This window comes from Desulfocicer niacini (assembly GCF_054657595.1).
In genome coordinates this window covers 1-18,399 of record NZ_BAAHYK010000049.1, presented here as the reverse complement: position 1 = coordinate 18,399, position 18,399 = coordinate 1, and the positions used below count along the sequence as shown (strand labels likewise).

The following is an 18,399-nucleotide window of genomic DNA, read 5'->3' as shown; positions in this document are numbered from 1 at the left end:
GATGTGATCGAGCTTGACCTTGGCCATAGAATGGTAATAGCTAAAAAATTGTTGAACGCACTAAATTCCATGGTCAAGTAGATGTATCAGGTTCTGATAAACGTCTATCTATCCGAAATCCTCACCCATGCATTGACCGTTATGGTAAATAAACATCTATTTTAGAACAAGGCTTGTTGAGCAAGAGCATCTTGAACCGCAGAGCTAAGCTCAATACGCAAAAGCGGCTTTTTAATATATCCTCGAATACCAAGTGATAAGGCTTTTGCCTCGTCAAGGTGCTCGCTAAACCCGGTGCAGATAATAACAGGAATATCCGGGCGTATATCCATTATTTTTTGGGCCAGGTCTGTCCCGACCATGTGTGGCATTGACATGTCGGTGATGACGAGATCAAATTGATCTGGGGCTGATTTAAAAAGGTCCAGGGCCTCAAGACTATTCACCTGACCAGTCACCTGATATCCCATACGTTCAAGCATGAGAACCCCCAATTTGACGATGGCCTCCTCATCTTCTACAAATAGTATTTTTTCATTGCCGGTGGCATGAATGGCTTCATCATCATGCATTTCAGGGGTGATTCCATCCGGCGATGCCATGGGGAGGTATACTTTGAAGACGCTGCCTTCTCCCGGTTCACTTTCAACGGTAATGGCACCCTTATAATTTTTAATAATACCATGGATAACAGAAAGCCCCAGACCGGATCCTTTCCCCAGAGACTTGGTGGTAAAATAGGGGTTAAAAATATGATCCATGATTTCCGGAGACATCCCGGCCCCGGTATCTTTTATGGAAAGGCAGCAATACGCACCCAGGGGTAAATATAAGTTGGGATCAGGTATCTCTTCTTTTAAGCACACTTTCAAGATGCCCCCTTTGTCTTCCATGGCATGGTAGGCATTGGTACAAAGATTCATGATAATTTCATGGATTTCCGTGGGGTTGCATGTCACATAAATATTGTCATCTAATTCCTGCTGAATGTCGATGGTGGAAGGAATGGTGGCTCTTAATAATTTTGATGCTTCTTGAATCAATGGCTCAAGGCGTAAGGGTTTTAAGGGTTCTTGCCTCTGACTGCTGAAAGAAAGGATCTGTTTTACCAGATCCCGGGCTCTTTTGGCACCCTGGAGAATATCTTTAAGGTTCTCCTTCACCGGATGGTTTTCCGGCAAATCCTCCATGGACAACTCGGTAAATCCGATGATGGGATATAAAATATTGTTGAAATCATGGGCAATTCCTCCGGCCAGGGTTCCTATGGCTTCAAGCCTTCGGTTCTGCTGCAGCTGAAGTTCGAGGCGTTTATTTTCTTGTCTGGCATGCACCTGCCAGGTGATATCCTGTATCACCCCGGTTACCTTTATAGGGTTATCGGCATCATCTTTAATGACTTCTGCCACGGATTGAATGACTTTTTTCTCAGATCCGGTGGCAGGATTAATTTCAAACTCCAGGTTGTAGGGTATGTCTTTTTCAATGAGATCCACAAGGGCCTGGTGAACCCTTTCCCGATCGGGGATACAGTTTTCAACTTCATCCACTGTAAATGCCGAATTTCCCGTGGCAAAACCATAGATCCGTCTGGCTTCATCAGATCCCCAGAAATGTTTTGTGACCAGATCGTATTCCCAATTGCCCACCTTGCCCATGCGCTGGGCTTTTTTATATCGATCTTCGGTTATGATCCGGTCTTCCACCTCCGCTTTGAGACGCTTATTCCAGAACAGCATCCAGGCAATAAAAAGCAGAGCCACCCCGACAATGCCGGCCACCCAACGGAATACTTCCGCAGTGTTAATTCCATATTCATAACGGATGTTTAGCCATTTGTTACGGATAGCGGCATGTTCCTTCGGCGTCATCTCTGCCAGAGTTTTGTTGATGATACTTACCAATTCCGGCCAGTCATTACGGATGGCCATGGCCTGATTATGATTGTCAAATGGGGTGGGGGCCGCCACTTTTATATTGGTGTATCCACGGGTTTGAATTACGTATGTGGTCAAGAGCAGGTTGCCGATGTAGGCATCCACCAGTCCGGTGGATAGATCCGCTATAGGGATTAACGCAAAATCTTTCTTGTTTGCGGGGACGACTTTGAGCTTAATTTCGGGATATTCTTTTTTCAATTTCTCGTGCATGACATAGCCTTCCTGCACGGAAATCGTTTTTCCCCTTAAATCATTCATGGAGCTGATAAAATCCCCGTGGGTACGGGTGAATATCACCCATGGGGCAAAGATGTACTCGTCGGTAAAAAGCATCCTGGTTTTACGCGCTTCGGTGATTTTTGCCGTGGGCACCATATCCACCACCTCATGCCGATGGATATAGTCAAGGGCCTCGGGCCAGGTGACATCTGATCCACTGACATAGGTAAATGCGATGTTGTAGCGGTTGAATATTTGTGTCAGGTAATCAATTGAAATCCCCTCTATTTTGCCATGGTTTATCATAAAGGGCGGGGCATTGCCAATGCGAATCCGGACGGTGTGGCGCTCATTGATCCATGCGGATTCTTCGGCGGTAAGTGCAATGCCCGCATCAGTATCCCCAGCGTAAATCGGTGGAAGCCCGAGCAGCATAGAAATAAGACATATGATGATTATATTTCGGTTTTTCATGTTTACGGGCATTCCTTTAGCATTGCATAATTTAAAGTTTTGGAAGCGACATACAATATCCCCCCTACTGCTATCCGGTTTTTCGCAGAATCATGACAGAGGCAGCAGCAGCACCCTGGAATTTCGTTTCATGTTATAATTGTTTTTTCTATGTTCGGGCAGGTCTTCGGGATGTCCCTGGGCAAATCCGAATTCAAAAAACCAGTCTGCAGCCTTGGTGGTGAGAAGAAACAGGGTTTTTATTTTCTTTTCATGGGCCTTTTCAATGAGATACTGCATGATTCCCCGGCCCACCCCTTTGGATTTATAAGCGGTATTTACAGCAATGGCCCCGATTTCTCCCCATCCATGTCCAAGTTCGTACAGGGCTCCGCATCCATAGATGGCCTGATCCACTTCATAAATATAATAATTTTCAATTTGATTTTTAATATCCATATCCGTTCGCATGATCAGGTTTCCCTGCTGGACATAACCATCCATGAGATGCAGGATTTCAGGTACATCGTCGAGCAAGGCTTGGCGGATATGGGCGTACCGGTTGCCGTAAATCATGGTGCCGCCGCCCACGCTGGTAAAGACTTCCTGAAGGATACGCCCCTCTTTTCTGCCGTCAATGATATGAACCCGCTTGACACCATTGGGACGGGAGATCACCGCCTTTGCATGGTCAAGCAGCTCCTGGTCTTCATGGTCCAGTTTGTCTTTATTTGTCCGGAGGATTGAGTCCACATGGTCAAGGTTAATGTTGGAAAAAATTTTTCCGTTGGGGTGTACCTGGGCACCCGGAGGAATGGTTAATTGCGTGGCGGGTAATGCATCCTTGGCCCGGATGAAAAAAAGTTTTTCAATGTCAAGATCCAGGCACAGCTGCCGGGCAATCTGATTGGAGTTAAGATTGTAGCAGTCTCCCTTGGCATTGAGACCTATGTTGTACAGCACCGGAATAAAATTCTGGGCCATCAGTTTATGGACAATATCTGAGCGGATTTTTTCAACCTGGCCAGTCCACTGGAAATCAATGCCGCTGCAAACCCCCAGTGACCGGGCCTTGGTCCAGTTACCCATAATGCCGTTGGCACCGCCAGCGGCAAGGTGAGAGATAATGGTCTGAACCACTTCCATGGCGGCCAGCTTGATATGGGGAAGCACCGTGGCCGGAGTGATGCGGATGCCATTGAAAAAGGAAGTTTCTATCCCGGCATCGGAAAGATTTCTGGCAATGGTGCTCCTTGTTCCGGTGACAATAATCAGGTGTACCCCAATGGCATGGAGCTGAATGATATCCTTCATCAACAGCGGAAACAATGGGTGTCCAAACAGGCTGTCTTCAATTTTCAGTACAAAGGTTTTTTCCCGGTACCGGCGGATGTAGTCAAATACTTCCCGTATGGTGTTTACACTTGCCCGATCCGCATACCTCTGGGGAAGTTCTGTTTTATTTTTAATCATGAGTCTTAAATTTATTCGCTTTTTTTCAGGGATTTTATTTTGGATGATACTTCGTGGTATTCATCCTCAAGGGCCAGCAAATCCATCATAACCGGCGGTTTTATGGAGTGGGCCGGCAGACGTTTTTTTGTTTCCGTGATGGCTGTTTCAAGCACCTGCAGCCTACGGGTCAATGCGTCTATACCTTCTTTGCTTTTCATTGGTTATCCTTAAATTTCAAAAAAATCGGCTTGGTCATAAAACCAGACAGAGATCATAATTGGCGGGTTGATGTGGGCAGTCCTGGGACGACCAGATGAAAACTTATTATATGCGCCCCACAGGTGTCAAGGAATTAGGTGCATTGATATCAACAAGGACACAGCTTGTCAGCAAACCCCATTGGGGCGTATTCTCATTGTTCCAGGTACAATGGGCTTGATAATTATCTAAAGTATGGGTAGACTTATGCAATGACAATTATGGATCACAATAAAGGAGAAGATTAAAATGGCTCCCAAAAAATTAGGGACTATTAAGGTATCAGAAATGATCCGCAGCCAAAGAGAGCGTGAAAATACCTATCGGGAACGTGCATTGAAATTGTTTCCTTGGATTTGCGCTCATTGTTGCCGCGAGTTCAACGGCAAAAATCTCAAAGAACTCACCGTGCATCATAAAGACCATAACCATGACAACAACCCCCCGGATGGCAGCAACTGGGAACTGTTGTGTATTTATTGTCATGAGAATGAGCATTCCAGGGATCTGGTTGCCGATGCCTATGATACCACGCCTTCCAGTAGTCGGGCTTCTGATTCAGATAAGGATTTTTCGGATAATCCTTTTGCTGGTCTGGCCAATTTGTTGAAAGATAAATAATGGGTTTGATCGTAAGATCTGCTCTCCCCCGACATTACGACGGAAGAGGAAAAATCACCATTGATTTTATTCAATAGAAATAATACACGTGAAAATTCTTTTCTTATATTGGTCGGATGCATTGGTTTTATCATACTGGTGGGCATTGAGAGGTGGCAGGTCAAACAATGGCGGGCCGCGAAAACCACAGAACTTGGCATAACCACACAATTTTATAAAAATAGACTGCAACAGGCTATTTTATCACGATTTAATGCTGTGGAATCTCTTGGGGCACTTTTTGCCTTAAACCCTGAAATCAGTCCCGGTGAATTTGAATATTTTGCTTCATTGATGCTGAAACATAATCCTCCCATTCGTGCGCTTCAATATGCAGACCCTGAAACGAGAGTAAAATACTGCTACCCACCCAAAGGCAATGAAATTACCATAAGCAATCCCATGTTGTTGATTTCAGACCCAGACCGTGGACCCTATGTGAAAAAAGCCATTGATTCAAAAAAAGCAGTTCTGCAAGGTCCCTATGCCCTGCGCCAGGGGGGGATGGGCGTAGTTGTCAGATCCCCCATATTCAACTCGCAACATTTCATTGGTCTGGCCATTGGGGTATATAATGTAAATGACTTGCTTGAGGAAATTTTAAAAAATACAAATTTAAATCAATTTTCCATTACAATATCAGATGCGTTGGGAAACAGTTTTCTGGAAAAAGGCGATAGCTCTAAATATAATTCGGAGCAGTCAGTCCATATCGCAGACACGTTCTGGACCTTGTCACTTGCTTTGAAAAAAGATTTTCTCTATCCACCTGGGGCAACCCGGATACTCATATGGGTAATGGGATCCGCATTGATCCTGCTTTTACTGGTGCTGTTCAGACTAAATTTTGCGCAAACCATCCGGCTTGAAGAAATGGTATTAAAGCGCACCAGAGATTTACATGATATGAACGAAAAGTTGATGGGCGAGATAGCTGAACGCAAAAAATTTGAAGTGGTTTTAAAAGAAAGTGAGTCCCGGTTTAAAAAAATGATAGAAAAATCTCCTTTCCCCATGATGATAACCGATTCCACGAACAATACTATGTCTTACAATGAGAGATTCATGGAGGATTTTGGTTATTGCCTTGATGAAATAAACACCGCGGATAAGTGGTGGAAGCATGCCTGCCCGGATGAATCGTACAGAGAGCAGAATAAGCACACTTGGTCAAGTGCCATTGATAAATCACAGGGTACACACAGTAATGTAAGAATGCAGGAATGGGACGTGATCATTAAAAATGGTACAAAAAGAAGTTGTGAATTTTATATGGTTCCATTGGGAAATTTTTCTCTGACCATTATTAAGGACATCACAGCCCAGAAACAGGCGGAACAGGCGATTGAAGCCCATCGGACCCATTTGGAAAAAAAAGTGGAGGAGCGAACCGTGGAGCTGAGAGAAAAGGTTACAGAGCTTGAACGAATGAATGATCTTTTTGTGGGCAGAGAGTTTCGAATCAAGGAACTCAGGGACAGGATCAATGCCCTGGAAGGGGATAAGCAATGAATCTTTCTCCCATCCTTTTTATCATTCCAAAAGAACTTTGGATTTCTGGAGAAATCTTTCTGGAAAAATGGGGTGATGATTCCATAAAATTTAACTTAAAAAATGCAGGATGTCAATTTTTTAACATATTTACATTAATTTTCCTTTTTTTATCATCTAGTGCGATCGCACAGCCAACAATCACCCTTACCACTGCTGATAATCAGGCCTATTCCCGTTCCATGGCCATGAATGCCGTTCTGACAGAATGCTTTAAAAGGATGAAAATTGAGCTGGTTATCATTTCCATGCCTTCCAAAAGAGCATTGTTAAATGCCGATAACGGCACGGAAGATGGAAATTTTGTAAGAACGGACGGTATCAGCAAATTATATACAAATCTTGTAAAGGTACCGGAAAAACTTACTGAAAATCCTATTGTGGCTTTTTCAAAAAATATGGATATTAAAATCAAAGGATGGAAAAGTCTTTTAAATTATCATGTGGTGTATGTCAACGGCTGGCGAAATTGTGAGCGGAAATTGAAAGATGTCAAGGGAAAAACCATTGTAAAAAATGAAGAACTTTTGTTCACCCTGCTTGAAAAAGATCGGGCGGATGTCGGCGTTTTTGGCTACCATACCGGTATGAACTTGTTAAAAATACGAAAAAACACAGAAATAAAAGCATTGAGCCCCCCCATAGTGGTCAGTGACCTTTTTTTATACCTCCACAAAACCCATGTCGCATTAATTCCTGAGATTGTAAAAAATATTAAAGCCATAAAAAATGACGGTACATATGAAAGGCTGCTTGCTGATGTCCTTTGACTCCGGATGCCCCACTTAGGTAGGGGGGAAGTCAGGCTGTGACCAAGTCACAAACATGAATGGAAAAAATGAATGGAAACTGAACACTCAGATAAATTGTCAGTTGAAGGTTGGGGGATTGCTGGAAAATTTATTGCATATATTTTGTTGTTCAGTTCCGTTATTACCCTTATTTTAACCGTCATTCAATTGTATATGGATTACCAGTATGGACTTGACGTCATTGCTAGAAGTATCCATCAAATAAAAGAAAGTCGTCTTGAGGGAATTACTCGTAGCCTTTGGGTGTCGGATATGGATTTCTTAAAAACACAGCTTGACGGTTTGCTCAAATTAAATGACATGCAGTATGTAGATGTTGTGCAAGATAAAAAAACTCTCGTAAAGATGGGAATATTCAAAGAAAACCAGGTAATAACAAAAGAATTCTTTTTATCTCACACTTACAATTCCAAGACAATCCCACTGGGAACCCTTCGAGTTATTTATACCCTGGATGATCTGTATGCCCGTTTGATGAAAAAAGCCATGGTCATAATTGTTTCCCAGACAATTAAAACCTTTATGGTTTCCGGGTTTCTCTTTTTTATCTTTTATATGCTGGTGGCCCGGCATCTTCATGCCATTGTCGAGTTTACAGGTTCAATGGGTCTTAAAACCCTGGATATGCCTTTTGTCCTGAAACGCAATAAAAAGAGTCTGAAAAAAGATGAGTTTGATATATTGGCTATTGCCATCAACAAAATGCGGACAAATTTAAAGAATTCCTATGGGCAGATTCAAAAAGAAATAGGAGAACGAAAGCTGGCGGAAAGCGCCATGCGAAGGAGTGAAGCATACTTACGATCTGTGTTTGAAGCCGCAGGCGATGTTGCCTTTATCACCACAGACCTTGCCGGTGAGAATACACGGATTCTGGGATTCAGCCCCGGTGCCAAGGAAATATTCGGATATTCAGAAAAAGAGATTCTTGGGGAAAAACTTGCACTCTTGTATTTTCCGGAGGAAATGAAAAAAATTTCCATGATTCAGAAGGAGCTTAAAAAAGGGCATAAAGGATATTCCGGTGAGACTGAGCTTGTGCGCAAGTCTGGTGAACCTTTTCCCGCACGTCTGACCATTCATCCCCTGTATGATGGTAACGGGACATTGACAGGAACCCTTTGCATTTCATTTGACATAACAGAGCAAAAAAAAATTGAACATGAGCTGGAGACTCACCGAAAGCATCTGGAAAATCTGGTGGAAACGAGAACTCTGGAACTTAAAGAAAAATCAGAAAAAACGGCAAAGTCCAGACAAGCCCTGACCCACCTTCTTGAAGATGTAAATAATTCCAGGCAGGAACTCCAGAAAGTAAATATGGAATACACTGCTGCCAATAAAGAACTCAAAGAGTTCGCCTACATCGTATCCCATGATCTCAAAGCGCCTTTGAGGGCCATTAGCCAACTGACCCACTGGATTTCTGAAGATTACTCCCAGCTCTTTGACGATGAAGGCAAAATGCAGATGAGTTTGATCATCAAAAGAGTCCAGCGCATGGACAGCCTTATAGATGGTATTCTGCGGTATTCACGCATTGGCCGGACCAAAGAAAAAAAGGAACGGCTGGATTTAAATGTGGTGATTGCAGAGACCATAGACATCCTTGCCCCACCGAAGAATATTCAAATAACGGTGGAAAACAACTTGCCGGTAATCATGTGCGATCCAACCCGTATGGGACAAATTTTCCAAAATCTTATGGGAAATGCCATTAAGTTCATGGACAAGGCCGACGGCATTATCCGGGTGGGATGTAAAAATGATGGCGATTGGTGGAGATTCAGTATATATGATAATGGACCGGGCATTGACAAAAAATATCATGATAAAATTTTTCAAATTTTTCAGACATTGACTCCCAGAGATGAGCATGAAAATACAGGGATAGGGCTAACACTGGTTAAAAAAATAATTGAGTTATACGGTGGATCTATATGGCTGACATCTAAAAATGGTACTGGAACTACATTTTATTTTACACTGCCAAAGACAGGAGAAATACATGAGAAGCTCTAAACCCATTCTTCTGGTTGAAGACGATATTGTGGATGCCATGACCGTTAAACGAGCATTAAAAGAAATTAAGATTACCAATAAGTTGCATATCGTCAATAATGGTGAGGAAGCATTGGAATTTTTGAAGGATACTGATAATCAGATCCCCGGCATTATCTTGCTGGATCTGAACATGCCCAGAATGAACGGTATTGATTTTTTAAAAGTAGCCAAAAAAGATGACACCATAAAACGGATCCCCGTTATTGTGTTGACCACATCCAAAGACGACCAAGATAAAGTTGATAGCTTTAATCTGGGGGTTTCAGGCTATATGGTCAAGCCGGTTGATTATAAAAAATTTGTTGAAGTGGTCAAAACCATTGATCTGTATTGGACATTGAGCGAATTACCTGATTAATTGCTTTGATCACAGCATATACCGCCCTGACCCGCCAATTGCGAAAGCTGGCTGATCTTGTAACCAGGTCCCAGGGAATAATTCTGAACAAGCCCTTCCAGGAGCATGTAATGGATAGTAAAATAATAACTCTTCTTCTAATAGAGGACGATAAAGTTGATCAAATGGCCTTTGAAAGATTTGTCACAATCAATAATCTTTCCTATGACTATGCTATTGCCGGAAGCGTTACAGAAGCTGAAAAAATTTTAAAGACCAGTGATTTTGATATCATTATTTCAGATTACATGCTTAGTGACGGCTCCTCATTTGAACTGTTTGGCAGTTTTAGGGGTATGCCGGTTATTTTTACAACAGGTACCGGAAATGAAGAGGTTGCTGTTGAGGCCATGAAATCCGGCGCAAGTGATTACCTGATTAAAGATCCCCAGGGAAATTATCTCAAAACTCTTCCTGCCACCGTGGACCTTGCCCTTAAACGCAAACACAATGAAGATCAATTGCGACAGTATCATGAACGGCTGGAAGTCATGGTCATGGAACGGACTGCTGAACTGGAGAAACGTACGGATGAACTGGAGAGGGAAATCGCTGAGCATAAGCGCACAGAGACGAAACGCCTTGCCATTGAATCCCAGCTTCGCCAGTCCCAAAAAATGGAATCCATTGGCCTGTTGGCGGGGGGGATTGCCCATGATTTTAACAATATTCTTACATCCATTATCGGCTTTGCCCAGATTGCCCTGGAAGATGCAGCAGAGGGTTCTGCCATTGAGGACGATCTCAATGAAATTCTCACCGCCGGAACCAGGGCTAAGGATTTGGTCAAGCAGATACTCACCATCGCAAGACGCAGTGATGAAGAACGAGTATACATAAGAATTGATCTTATTGCCAGGGAAGTGGTTAAATTTATTCGTTCTTCAATTCCAACAACAATTGAAATACAGTCAAATATTACCAGTTGCGAGTCTATTATGGGCAACCAGGCCCAGATGCATCAGGTCTTCATGAACCTTTTTACCAATGCCGCCCATGCAATGGAAAAAGATGGGGGGAAACTTTATGTGGAGATGGAAGATATTTATCTTGGCGACGTAGATGTTTTAAAATATCCGGATCTGAAATCAGGAAAGCACATTAAAATTATGGTTTCAGATACAGGCTCCGGCATGTCTCAGGAGATCCTGGATTTAATCTTTGATCCTTATTTTACAACGAAAAAGGCTGGGGAAGGAACGGGACTGGGACTTGCCATGGTACACAGTATAATCGTGTCATACGGTGGGACCATACTTGTTTCTAGCCAGTTGGGAAAGGGTTCTGTTTTTACTATCTATCTGCCCGTTGCCAAAAAGATACCGGTTTATGAAACCCATAAACCGGAAACCTTGCCCAGGGGTACGGAAAAAATCTTGTTTGTTGATGATGAGTTGCCCATTGTGAAACTCAACCAGAATATATTGCAACGGTTTGGTTATCAGGTAACCCCCCTGATCGACAGCCTGGAGGCTTTGGCTGCTTTTAAAGCAAATCCCCGGGAATTTGATCTTCTCATAACCGACATGACCATGCCACATTTAACGGGCGAAAAACTTGCACAGTCAATTCTGGAAATCCGACCGGAACTTCCAATTATATTGTGTACGGGGTACAGTAAAAAATTATTGGATGGTTCTACAGCAATAAATAACATCAAGGCAGTTTTAAAAAAACCGATTCCCAGAAAACAATTATTGGAAACTGTTCGCAGTGTGCTTGATGGCGTAAAATAGTGGTGAGCAAGCCTAAGAAGCACACGCGGGCTAAACAAAAGTTGCCCAGATTACATCTGTCCACCCCCGAGCGTCTTATATAGGTTAACAAGATTACCAAGGTAGGACTGACGCACCGCAATGGCGGACTGCTCTGCTGCAAAAAGGGAACGCTGGGAGTCCAGCACAGACAGAAAATCGTCAATCCCGTTCAGGTATCTGGCCTGTGAGAGTGTGTAGGTCTTCCTGGTCTCATCCACCAAGGCATTCTGTGCCTTCAACTGATCTCCATAGGTTTTTCTTGCTGCCAATTGATCTGCCACTTCCTTAAATGCCGTCTGAACGGCCGCCTCATATTCTGCGGCAGCAATTTTTTCGTTCACTGTGGCCTTTTCAATATTTGCCTTTATCCCCTCCCGGTTAAAGATGGGTATGGACAGCGAAGGGGCAAAATTCCAGGCATAGGCAGCCCCCGAGCCCAACAGATTTGTAAGATCATCACTGGCAAGCCCCACCGCACCGGTAAGAGAGATGCGGGGATACAGTGCGGCCCGGGCTGCTCCGATATCCGCATTTGCCGCCTTTAAACGGTGCTCTGCCGCCCTGATATCCGGACGTTCCAGAAGCACCCGGGAGGGCAGACCCATGGGAAGTCCTTCCATAAACTTTACCGTATCAATGGTGTCAGTACTATCCAGAATATCGGTCACCGTGGTACCGGCCAGAAGCGTTACCGCATTCACGGCTTGGGCTGCCAGCCTTGAGTAGCGGGCAATGGAAACCTTTGCGCTTTCAACGGATGTGGCGGCTTGGGCCAGATCCAGCCGGGAGGCGGATCCCACATCGTAACTGCCCTTGATTACGTTATAGGTCTCTTTCTGGGCCTTTAAGGTATCCTGTGCAAGGGCAAGCAATTTTTTGTTAGCAAGGTAGCTGAGATAGGCATCCGCCGTGGAAGCGATGAGGGCTATGCGCACATTTACAGCAGCTTCTTCTGTGGCCAGATAGGTTTCAAGGGCCTTCTGGTTCAAACTTTTCACCCGACCGAAAAAATCCAGTTCGTAGGCAGTGACACCCACATTGGCACCAAAGGCTGAGTTAACATAGGAGCTGCCCGTGGAACTGATATCTTCAGGTACTCCCTGTCGGGTAAAAGAAGTTTCTCCGGAGACCACCGGAAGTGTATCCGCCCTGGTGATGCGGTATGCGGCCTTTGCCTGTTCAATGGTGAGAATGGCTATCCTGAAATCCCTGTTATGGTCCAGTGCCCTTGAAATCAGCTCCCTTAAAGACGCCGATTCAAAATAGGATTGCCAGGCGATGTCAGAAACCGGAATGCTGACACCGATACCGGGTTCGCCGATCTTCTTTTCTGCCAGCTTCTCCGCTGCTTCTTCAGGCCAAGCATCAGCGACCGGAAATACGGATTGTCTATATTCCGGTGCAGTGACGCATCCGGCTGTCATCATCATCAAAACGACCATCAAGGCTGTCATAATATTTTTATTTGACATAACTGACCTCTTTGGGGGCCTGTCCGGCCTTTTTTCGGGTTTGGGTCATCTTCTCCAGGATCACAAAGAAGAGGGGCACAAAGATAAGGGCAAGGGAAGTAGCCGCAAGCATACCGCCGATCACCCCGATGCCGATGGCATTCTGGCTGGCCGACCCGGCACCGTCGGCCACAGCAAGAGGCGTAACCCCCAGAATGAAGGCAAACGAGGTCATGAGAATGGGCCGCAGCCGCTGCTCGGAGGCAACCATGGCGGCGGTGATAAGGTCCAGCCCCTTTTCATGGAGATCCTTGGCAAACTCTACGATGAGAATGGCATTTTTGGCAGCAAGCCCAATGGTGGTCAACAGGGCAATCTGAAAATAAACGTCATTGGAGAGACCGGCCCAGAGGGTGGTCGCCACTGATCCAATTACGCCCAGGGGCACCACCAGCATCACCGCCAGGGGGATGGACCAACTCTCGTAAAGAGCTGCAAGGCATAGAAATACAAAAAGAAGGGAAACTGCATACAAAAGCGTTGTCTGGGAGCCTGCAGTGCGTTCCTCATAGGAAATACCGGTCCACTCAAGCCCGATACCCGTGGGCAGATTCTGTGCAATACCTTCTATAATCTTCATGGCCTCACCCGAACTGACCCCGGGGGCGGGTGCACCCAGTATCTCCTGGGAAGCACTGCCGTTGTATCGTTCCAGCTTGGGAGAGCCATAGGTCCACCTGGCGGTGGCAAATGAGGAAAAAGGGACCATTTCTCCGCTTGAATTTCTAACATACCAGCTGTTCACATCTTCCGGAAGCATCCTGAAGGGTGCATCTCCCTGCATGTAAACCTTTTTTACCCTGCCATTGTCCATGAAATCATTGACATAGGCGGAACCCCAGGCCGTGGAGAGGACAGAAATGATATCCGACGTGGAGATCCCCAGGGCTTCTGCCTTTTCATAATCAATATCCAATTTATACTGGGGGACATCCGACAGCCCATTGGGCCGAACCCCCACTAGCTTGGGGTTCTGGGAAGCCATTCCCAGCATCTGGTTTCTGGCGGCAACCAGGGTATCATGGCCCACTCCGGCCCGGTCCACCAGCTGGAAGTCAAAGCCTGTGGCATTTCCCAGCTCGTTGATGGGTGGTGGAATAAAAGCATACACCATGGCATCCTTAATACGATAAAGATTTTTCATGGCTCGACGGGCAATGGCTGCGGACTTCTGGTCTGGACGGTGACGTTTCTCCCAATCCTTTAACTGCACAAATCCCAGGCCCACATTCTGGCCGTTTCCGGCAAAACTGAACCCAGTTACCGTGAACAGTCCCTCGACATTCTCCGCCTCCTCGTTTAGGAAATAGTCTTCGACCTGTTTAATACTCTCCAGGGTTCGTTCCATGGTGGCTCCGGGAGGGGCGGAAATCATCAACATCATTGATCCCTGGTCCTCATCGGGCAGAAAAGAGGTGGGCAATTCCCTGAACATGTAAAACAGTCCGCCCAAAAGGATAAGATAGACCATAAAAAATCTGATCCCCCTGGAAGCTGTATATCCCACACTCCTGCGGTAGAAGGATTTGCCCGCATCAAAGCTTTTATTAAACCAGCCGAAAAATCCTTTTTTCCCCTGGTGATGCCCTTTTTTAACCGGTTTTAAAAGCGTACTGCAAAGGGCCGGCGTCAAAATCAGGGCCACAATGACCGACAACGCCATGGCCGATACAATGGTAATGGAGAACTGACGGTAGATGGCACCGGTGGCACCACTGAAAAATGCCATGGGAATGAACACGGCAGACAGAACCATGGCAATGCCCACAAGGGCTCCTGTGATCTGGGACATGGACTGCCGTGTGGCCTCCCTGGGGGAGAGGCCAGTCTCTCCCATGACCCGTTCAACATTTTCCACCACCACAATGGCATCATCCACCAAAAGCCCAATGGCAAGCACCATGGCAAACATGGTGAGCACGTTGATGCTGAACCCGAAGGCGGACAGCACCCCGAAGGTGCCAAGGAGCACCACGGGAACGGCAATGGTGGGAATCAAGGTAGCCCTGAAATTCTGCAGAAACAGGTACATGACGAAAAAGACAAGAAAAATCGCCTCGATCAGCGTTTTGACAACCTCTTCAATGGAGAGTTTGACAAAGGGGGTGGTATCGTAGGGATAGGCGACCTTGAGTCCCTGGGGCATGAATGCCGACAGCTCTTTGATCTTATCCTTGACCCGCTGGGCTGTATCAAGGGCATTGGCCCCGGTGGATAGGCTGACGGCCATGGCCGAAGCCTCCATGCCCTTGTATCTGGCGACTCGATTATAGGATTGAACCCCCAACTCCACCCGGGCAAGATCCCTGAGGTTGACCTGGGAGCCGTCCTTATTCACCTTTATCAGGATGTTTTCAAAATCTTCCACCGTGCTCAGTTTGGACTGGACAGATATGGAGGCATTGAGCTGCTGGCCGGCAACGGAGGGAAAGCCCCCCAGCTGCCCTGCTGTAACATCCACATTTCTTGCCTTGATGGCCGTCTTGATATCCGAAGGCATGAGGCTTAAGGAGTGGAGTTTTTCCGGGTTAAGCCAGATCCGCATGGCATGCTGTTCTCCGAACACGTTCAGGTCTCCTACCCCCTGGACGCGGCTGATGGTTTCCGCCAGATTGGATTTGATATAATCGGAAATATCATCGCCGCTCATACGGCCATCTTCTGAATAAATTCCAGCCACCAGCAAAAAACTTTTTGAGGCTTTTTTCACCGTAAGCCCCTGGGTCTGTACCTCCTGGGGCAGCAGGCTCATGATGGTCTGGACTTTGTTTTGCACCTGCACCTGGGCAATATCCGGGTCAGCTTCAGGCTCAAAGGTAAGGGTAATGGACAGCTGACCGCTGGAATCGCTGGCAGAGGAAAAATACCTGAGGTAATCAATCCCGGTCAAGTTTTGTTCAATTACCTGGGTAACGCTGTTTTCCACCACCTGGGCTGATGCACCGGGATAGGCAGTGGTAATACTGATGCTGGGAGGTGCAATTTTAGGATACTGCTCCACCGGCAGGGTCAAGACGGCAAAGAGTCCCGCCAGCATGATGACAATGGCAATCACCCATGCAAAGATGGGTCTTTCTATAAAAAAACTGGACATATTGTTATCCTGTTATCAACTATTGGATGGTTGATTTTCCACGGGGGTAACCTTTGCCATGGGACGGATCTTCTGAATTCCCCGGGTAACCACCCGGTCTCCCGGAACAAGCCCCACCGCCACCAGCCATTTATCACCAATGGCCTTTGAGAGGGTAATATTGCGGATTTTAACTGTATTGTCGACATCAACCGTCCAGACAAATGTGGAGCCGTCTGGGTTTCTGACCACAGACTGCTGGGGAATGGTGATGGCACTCTCCTGGCGGGACTGTTCTACTCTGGCCCTGACAAAAAGCCCAGGCAGGAGTTCGCCTTCAGGGTTGGGAAACAGGATTCTAAGCTGAACCATGCCTGTCCCCGGGTCCACGGTCACATCGGAAAACATAATTGTTCCACTGGCGGTAAAGGGCCGGGTTTCACTGTCCAAAATCAGCAGGGCCTCGAGATTCCTGTCACGGGATTTTATCTGACGTCGCAAACGCATGAGTTCACCGCTAGACTGGTTCACATCCACATAAATTTGATCAAGGTTCTGGATGGTGGCAAGGGCAGTTGTCTGGTTGGCCGTGACCAGAGCACCTTGGGTGACACTGGACCTGCCAATTTGACCGGAGATGGGAGCAAACACCTTTGTGTAGTCAAGATTGATCCGGGCCTTTGACAAATTGGCTTTGGCAACGGCAACCTTTGCGCGGGCCTGGGCAAGTCCTGCCACGGCATCATCATATGCCTGCTGGCTGACTCCGCCCATTTTAACCAGTTTTGTGTAGCGTTGCACCATTGGCTCCACGGCTTTAAGGTCTGCCCGGGCTTCGGTGAGGCTGGCTGCTGCAGAATCGTATGCTGCCCTGTAAGTGGCCGGGTCGATCTGGTACAGCTGCTGCCCCTTTTCAACATAGCTTCCCTCAATGAAAAGCCGCTCAAGTATTATTCCGGTCACCTGGGGGCGAATCTCCGCCACCTGGAAGGCGGAGGTCCGACCGGGAAGATCACGGGTAAACACAATCTGTTCTGATTGCACCGTATAAACATTCACTTCCACCGGCGGGGGAACCGGGGTGGCTTCGGCGTTTTCGTTCCGGGCCTGGGCCATGGAGTTGTGGTTTGTTATCCAGAAAAAGCAAAGGCCCATAAGAGCCGCTGCAATAAGGCCTGAAAAAAATTTTACTTTCATGGTTTTTCCTTTTCCTTCAAAATCATCCTGTCCAAAAGACAGATGACATCTTTCTTTATTTTATCCATCTCCCAGGCTGTCTCATCCCGGTTATGGAAGGTCTGCATCGTACCTATGACCGTGCCGAAAATCATTGAGGCCATCACAAACGGATCAAGATCCACAAACACTCCTTTGTGGATTCCTTCCCTGCAGAGTCGGACCAGGGGGTGGACTACAGTCTCAAATTTTTCTTTCTCAAATTCAGACGCGGTCCTCTGGCTCTGAATAAATTGAAAGTAGAGGGGATAGTCATTATGGAAATTGAATACGGAATCGACAAAATCATGCAGTTTTGTCTTCGGGGAATTATCAGATTCAAAGATGGCTTGGTTTTGTTCCACCTTGGGAGTTATTAAGGTCTGGTGTACATGGTTTATCAGCACTTTTTTATTCTTGAAGTAATTGTACAGGGTACCTTTTGCCACCCCGCACTGTGCCGCAATAACATCCATAGTAATCGGCTGATTTCTGGAGATAAGTTCCAGAACAGTTGTTGAAATTTCCACCTTTATCATGTTGTCCAGCAACTCTTTTTTCCTGGTGATTTTACCCATGCCCCCACTCCCTGTTTTTTAAATACCAGGGGCCACTTCCTGCAACAATGACCGCCCGGCACACGAATTAAACTAGTTGGTCAATAAATGACTGTCAGGTCATATACATGACCTGACAGTTTTGTGTCAATCTTTTTTTCCAATTGCACTATTTCCCAGGGGCTGGAGCCGTATGGTAATTGATATGAGAAAAAGGGATTGGCAGGAAGCTATGCAAACCAATTCTAAAATATCCTGGTATTCCAAAACATTTAAAGTTGACATATATGAATTTTCAACATTTCATTGTCCTATTGTTTACAGATTCACAATGGTTCGCGGATATTTTACTCAATCCGATGGCAGTCGTGAATATTTTACGACAGAGCCCTCAGAAGTATCAACTCACCACCATATGAGCAAAAACATAATAAGGCTTGCCTGCTTTTTAGCTGTCATTTGTGGCGTAACACTAAG

General features: G+C 45.9%; 14 protein-coding genes. 7 read left to right on the top strand and 7 right to left on the bottom strand.

Annotation, left to right across the window (positions count from 1 at the left end; all coding sequences use genetic code 11):
* Window positions 1-161: 161 nt before the first annotated feature.
* From ACYQ2M_RS20690 to ACYQ2M_RS20680, 3 genes are all read right to left on the bottom strand, one after another.
* On the bottom strand, window positions 162-2,633 hold the full coding sequence (locus ACYQ2M_RS20690) for a response regulator (RefSeq protein ID WP_459918287.1): 2,472 nt from the start codon (window positions 2,631-2,633) through the stop codon (window positions 162-164).
* 90 nt (window positions 2,634-2,723) lie between these two features.
* Window positions 2,724-4,085, bottom strand: a complete 1,362-nt coding sequence (argA, locus tag ACYQ2M_RS20685) for an amino-acid N-acetyltransferase (RefSeq protein ID WP_459918286.1) — start codon at window positions 4,083-4,085, stop codon at window positions 2,724-2,726.
* A gap of 11 nt (window positions 4,086-4,096) precedes the next feature.
* Window positions 4,097-4,285, bottom strand: coding sequence for a hypothetical protein (locus ACYQ2M_RS20680; protein WP_459918285.1), 189 nt, complete (start codon window positions 4,283-4,285; stop codon window positions 4,097-4,099).
* A gap of 289 nt (window positions 4,286-4,574) precedes the next feature.
* On the opposite strand from ACYQ2M_RS20680, the gene ACYQ2M_RS20675 reads away from it, so the two are divergent.
* From ACYQ2M_RS20675 to ACYQ2M_RS20650, 6 genes are all read left to right on the top strand, one after another.
* Complete coding sequence (locus tag ACYQ2M_RS20675) at window positions 4,575-4,946, top strand: YajD family HNH nuclease (RefSeq protein ID WP_459918284.1); 372 nt, start codon at window positions 4,575-4,577, stop codon at window positions 4,944-4,946.
* 60 nt (window positions 4,947-5,006) lie between these two features.
* On the top strand, window positions 5,007-6,497 hold the full coding sequence (locus ACYQ2M_RS20670; RefSeq protein WP_459918283.1) for a PAS domain S-box protein: 1,491 nt from the start codon (window positions 5,007-5,009) through the stop codon (window positions 6,495-6,497).
* A complete protein-coding gene (locus ACYQ2M_RS20665; RefSeq protein WP_459918282.1) occupies window positions 6,494-7,306 on the top strand; it encodes a substrate-binding periplasmic protein in 813 nt (270 codons plus the stop codon). The genes ACYQ2M_RS20670 and ACYQ2M_RS20665 overlap by 4 nt, the downstream gene beginning before the upstream one ends.
* 72 nt (window positions 7,307-7,378) lie before the next feature.
* Complete coding sequence (locus ACYQ2M_RS20660) at window positions 7,379-9,370, top strand: ATP-binding protein (RefSeq protein WP_459918281.1); 1,992 nt, start codon at window positions 7,379-7,381, stop codon at window positions 9,368-9,370.
* The gene (locus ACYQ2M_RS20655) at window positions 9,357-9,770 is read left to right on the top strand and encodes a response regulator (RefSeq protein ID WP_459918280.1); all 414 of its coding nucleotides are present in this window, start codon (window positions 9,357-9,359) and stop codon (window positions 9,768-9,770) included. The genes ACYQ2M_RS20660 and ACYQ2M_RS20655 overlap by 14 nt, the downstream gene beginning before the upstream one ends.
* A gap of 110 nt (window positions 9,771-9,880) precedes the next feature.
* A complete protein-coding gene (locus ACYQ2M_RS20650) occupies window positions 9,881-11,545 on the top strand; it encodes a hybrid sensor histidine kinase/response regulator (RefSeq protein WP_459918279.1) in 1,665 nt (554 codons plus the stop codon).
* 50 nt (window positions 11,546-11,595) lie between these two features.
* Here ACYQ2M_RS20650 and ACYQ2M_RS20645 read toward each other — a convergent pair whose 3' ends face one another.
* From ACYQ2M_RS20645 to ACYQ2M_RS20630, 4 genes are read right to left on the bottom strand one after another with little or no spacing between them, the layout of a single operon-like run.
* The gene (locus ACYQ2M_RS20645; protein ID WP_459918278.1) at window positions 11,596-13,038 is read right to left on the bottom strand and encodes an efflux transporter outer membrane subunit; all 1,443 of its coding nucleotides are present in this window, start codon (window positions 13,036-13,038) and stop codon (window positions 11,596-11,598) included.
* On the bottom strand, window positions 13,028-16,171 hold the full coding sequence (locus ACYQ2M_RS20640) for an efflux RND transporter permease subunit (RefSeq protein ID WP_459918277.1): 3,144 nt from the start codon (window positions 16,169-16,171) through the stop codon (window positions 13,028-13,030). Before ACYQ2M_RS20640 ends, ACYQ2M_RS20645 begins: the two co-directional genes overlap by 11 nt.
* 15 nt (window positions 16,172-16,186) lie before the next feature.
* Window positions 16,187-17,347: an efflux RND transporter periplasmic adaptor subunit gene (locus ACYQ2M_RS20635; RefSeq protein ID WP_459918276.1), complete on the bottom strand. Its 1,161-nt coding sequence runs from the start codon at window positions 17,345-17,347 to the stop codon at window positions 16,187-16,189.
* Window positions 17,344-17,943 carry a TetR/AcrR family transcriptional regulator gene (locus tag ACYQ2M_RS20630; RefSeq protein WP_459918275.1) on the bottom strand — a complete coding sequence of 200 codons (600 nt, stop codon included), beginning with the start codon at window positions 17,941-17,943 and terminating at the stop codon, window positions 17,344-17,346. Before ACYQ2M_RS20630 ends, ACYQ2M_RS20635 begins: the two co-directional genes overlap by 4 nt.
* Before the next feature lie 172 nt (window positions 17,944-18,115).
* Here ACYQ2M_RS20630 and ACYQ2M_RS20625 point away from each other — a divergent pair.
* Window positions 18,116-18,399, top strand: a 284-nt coding sequence (locus ACYQ2M_RS20625; protein ID WP_459918274.1) for a hypothetical protein, incomplete at its 3' end; no start/stop codon positions are given.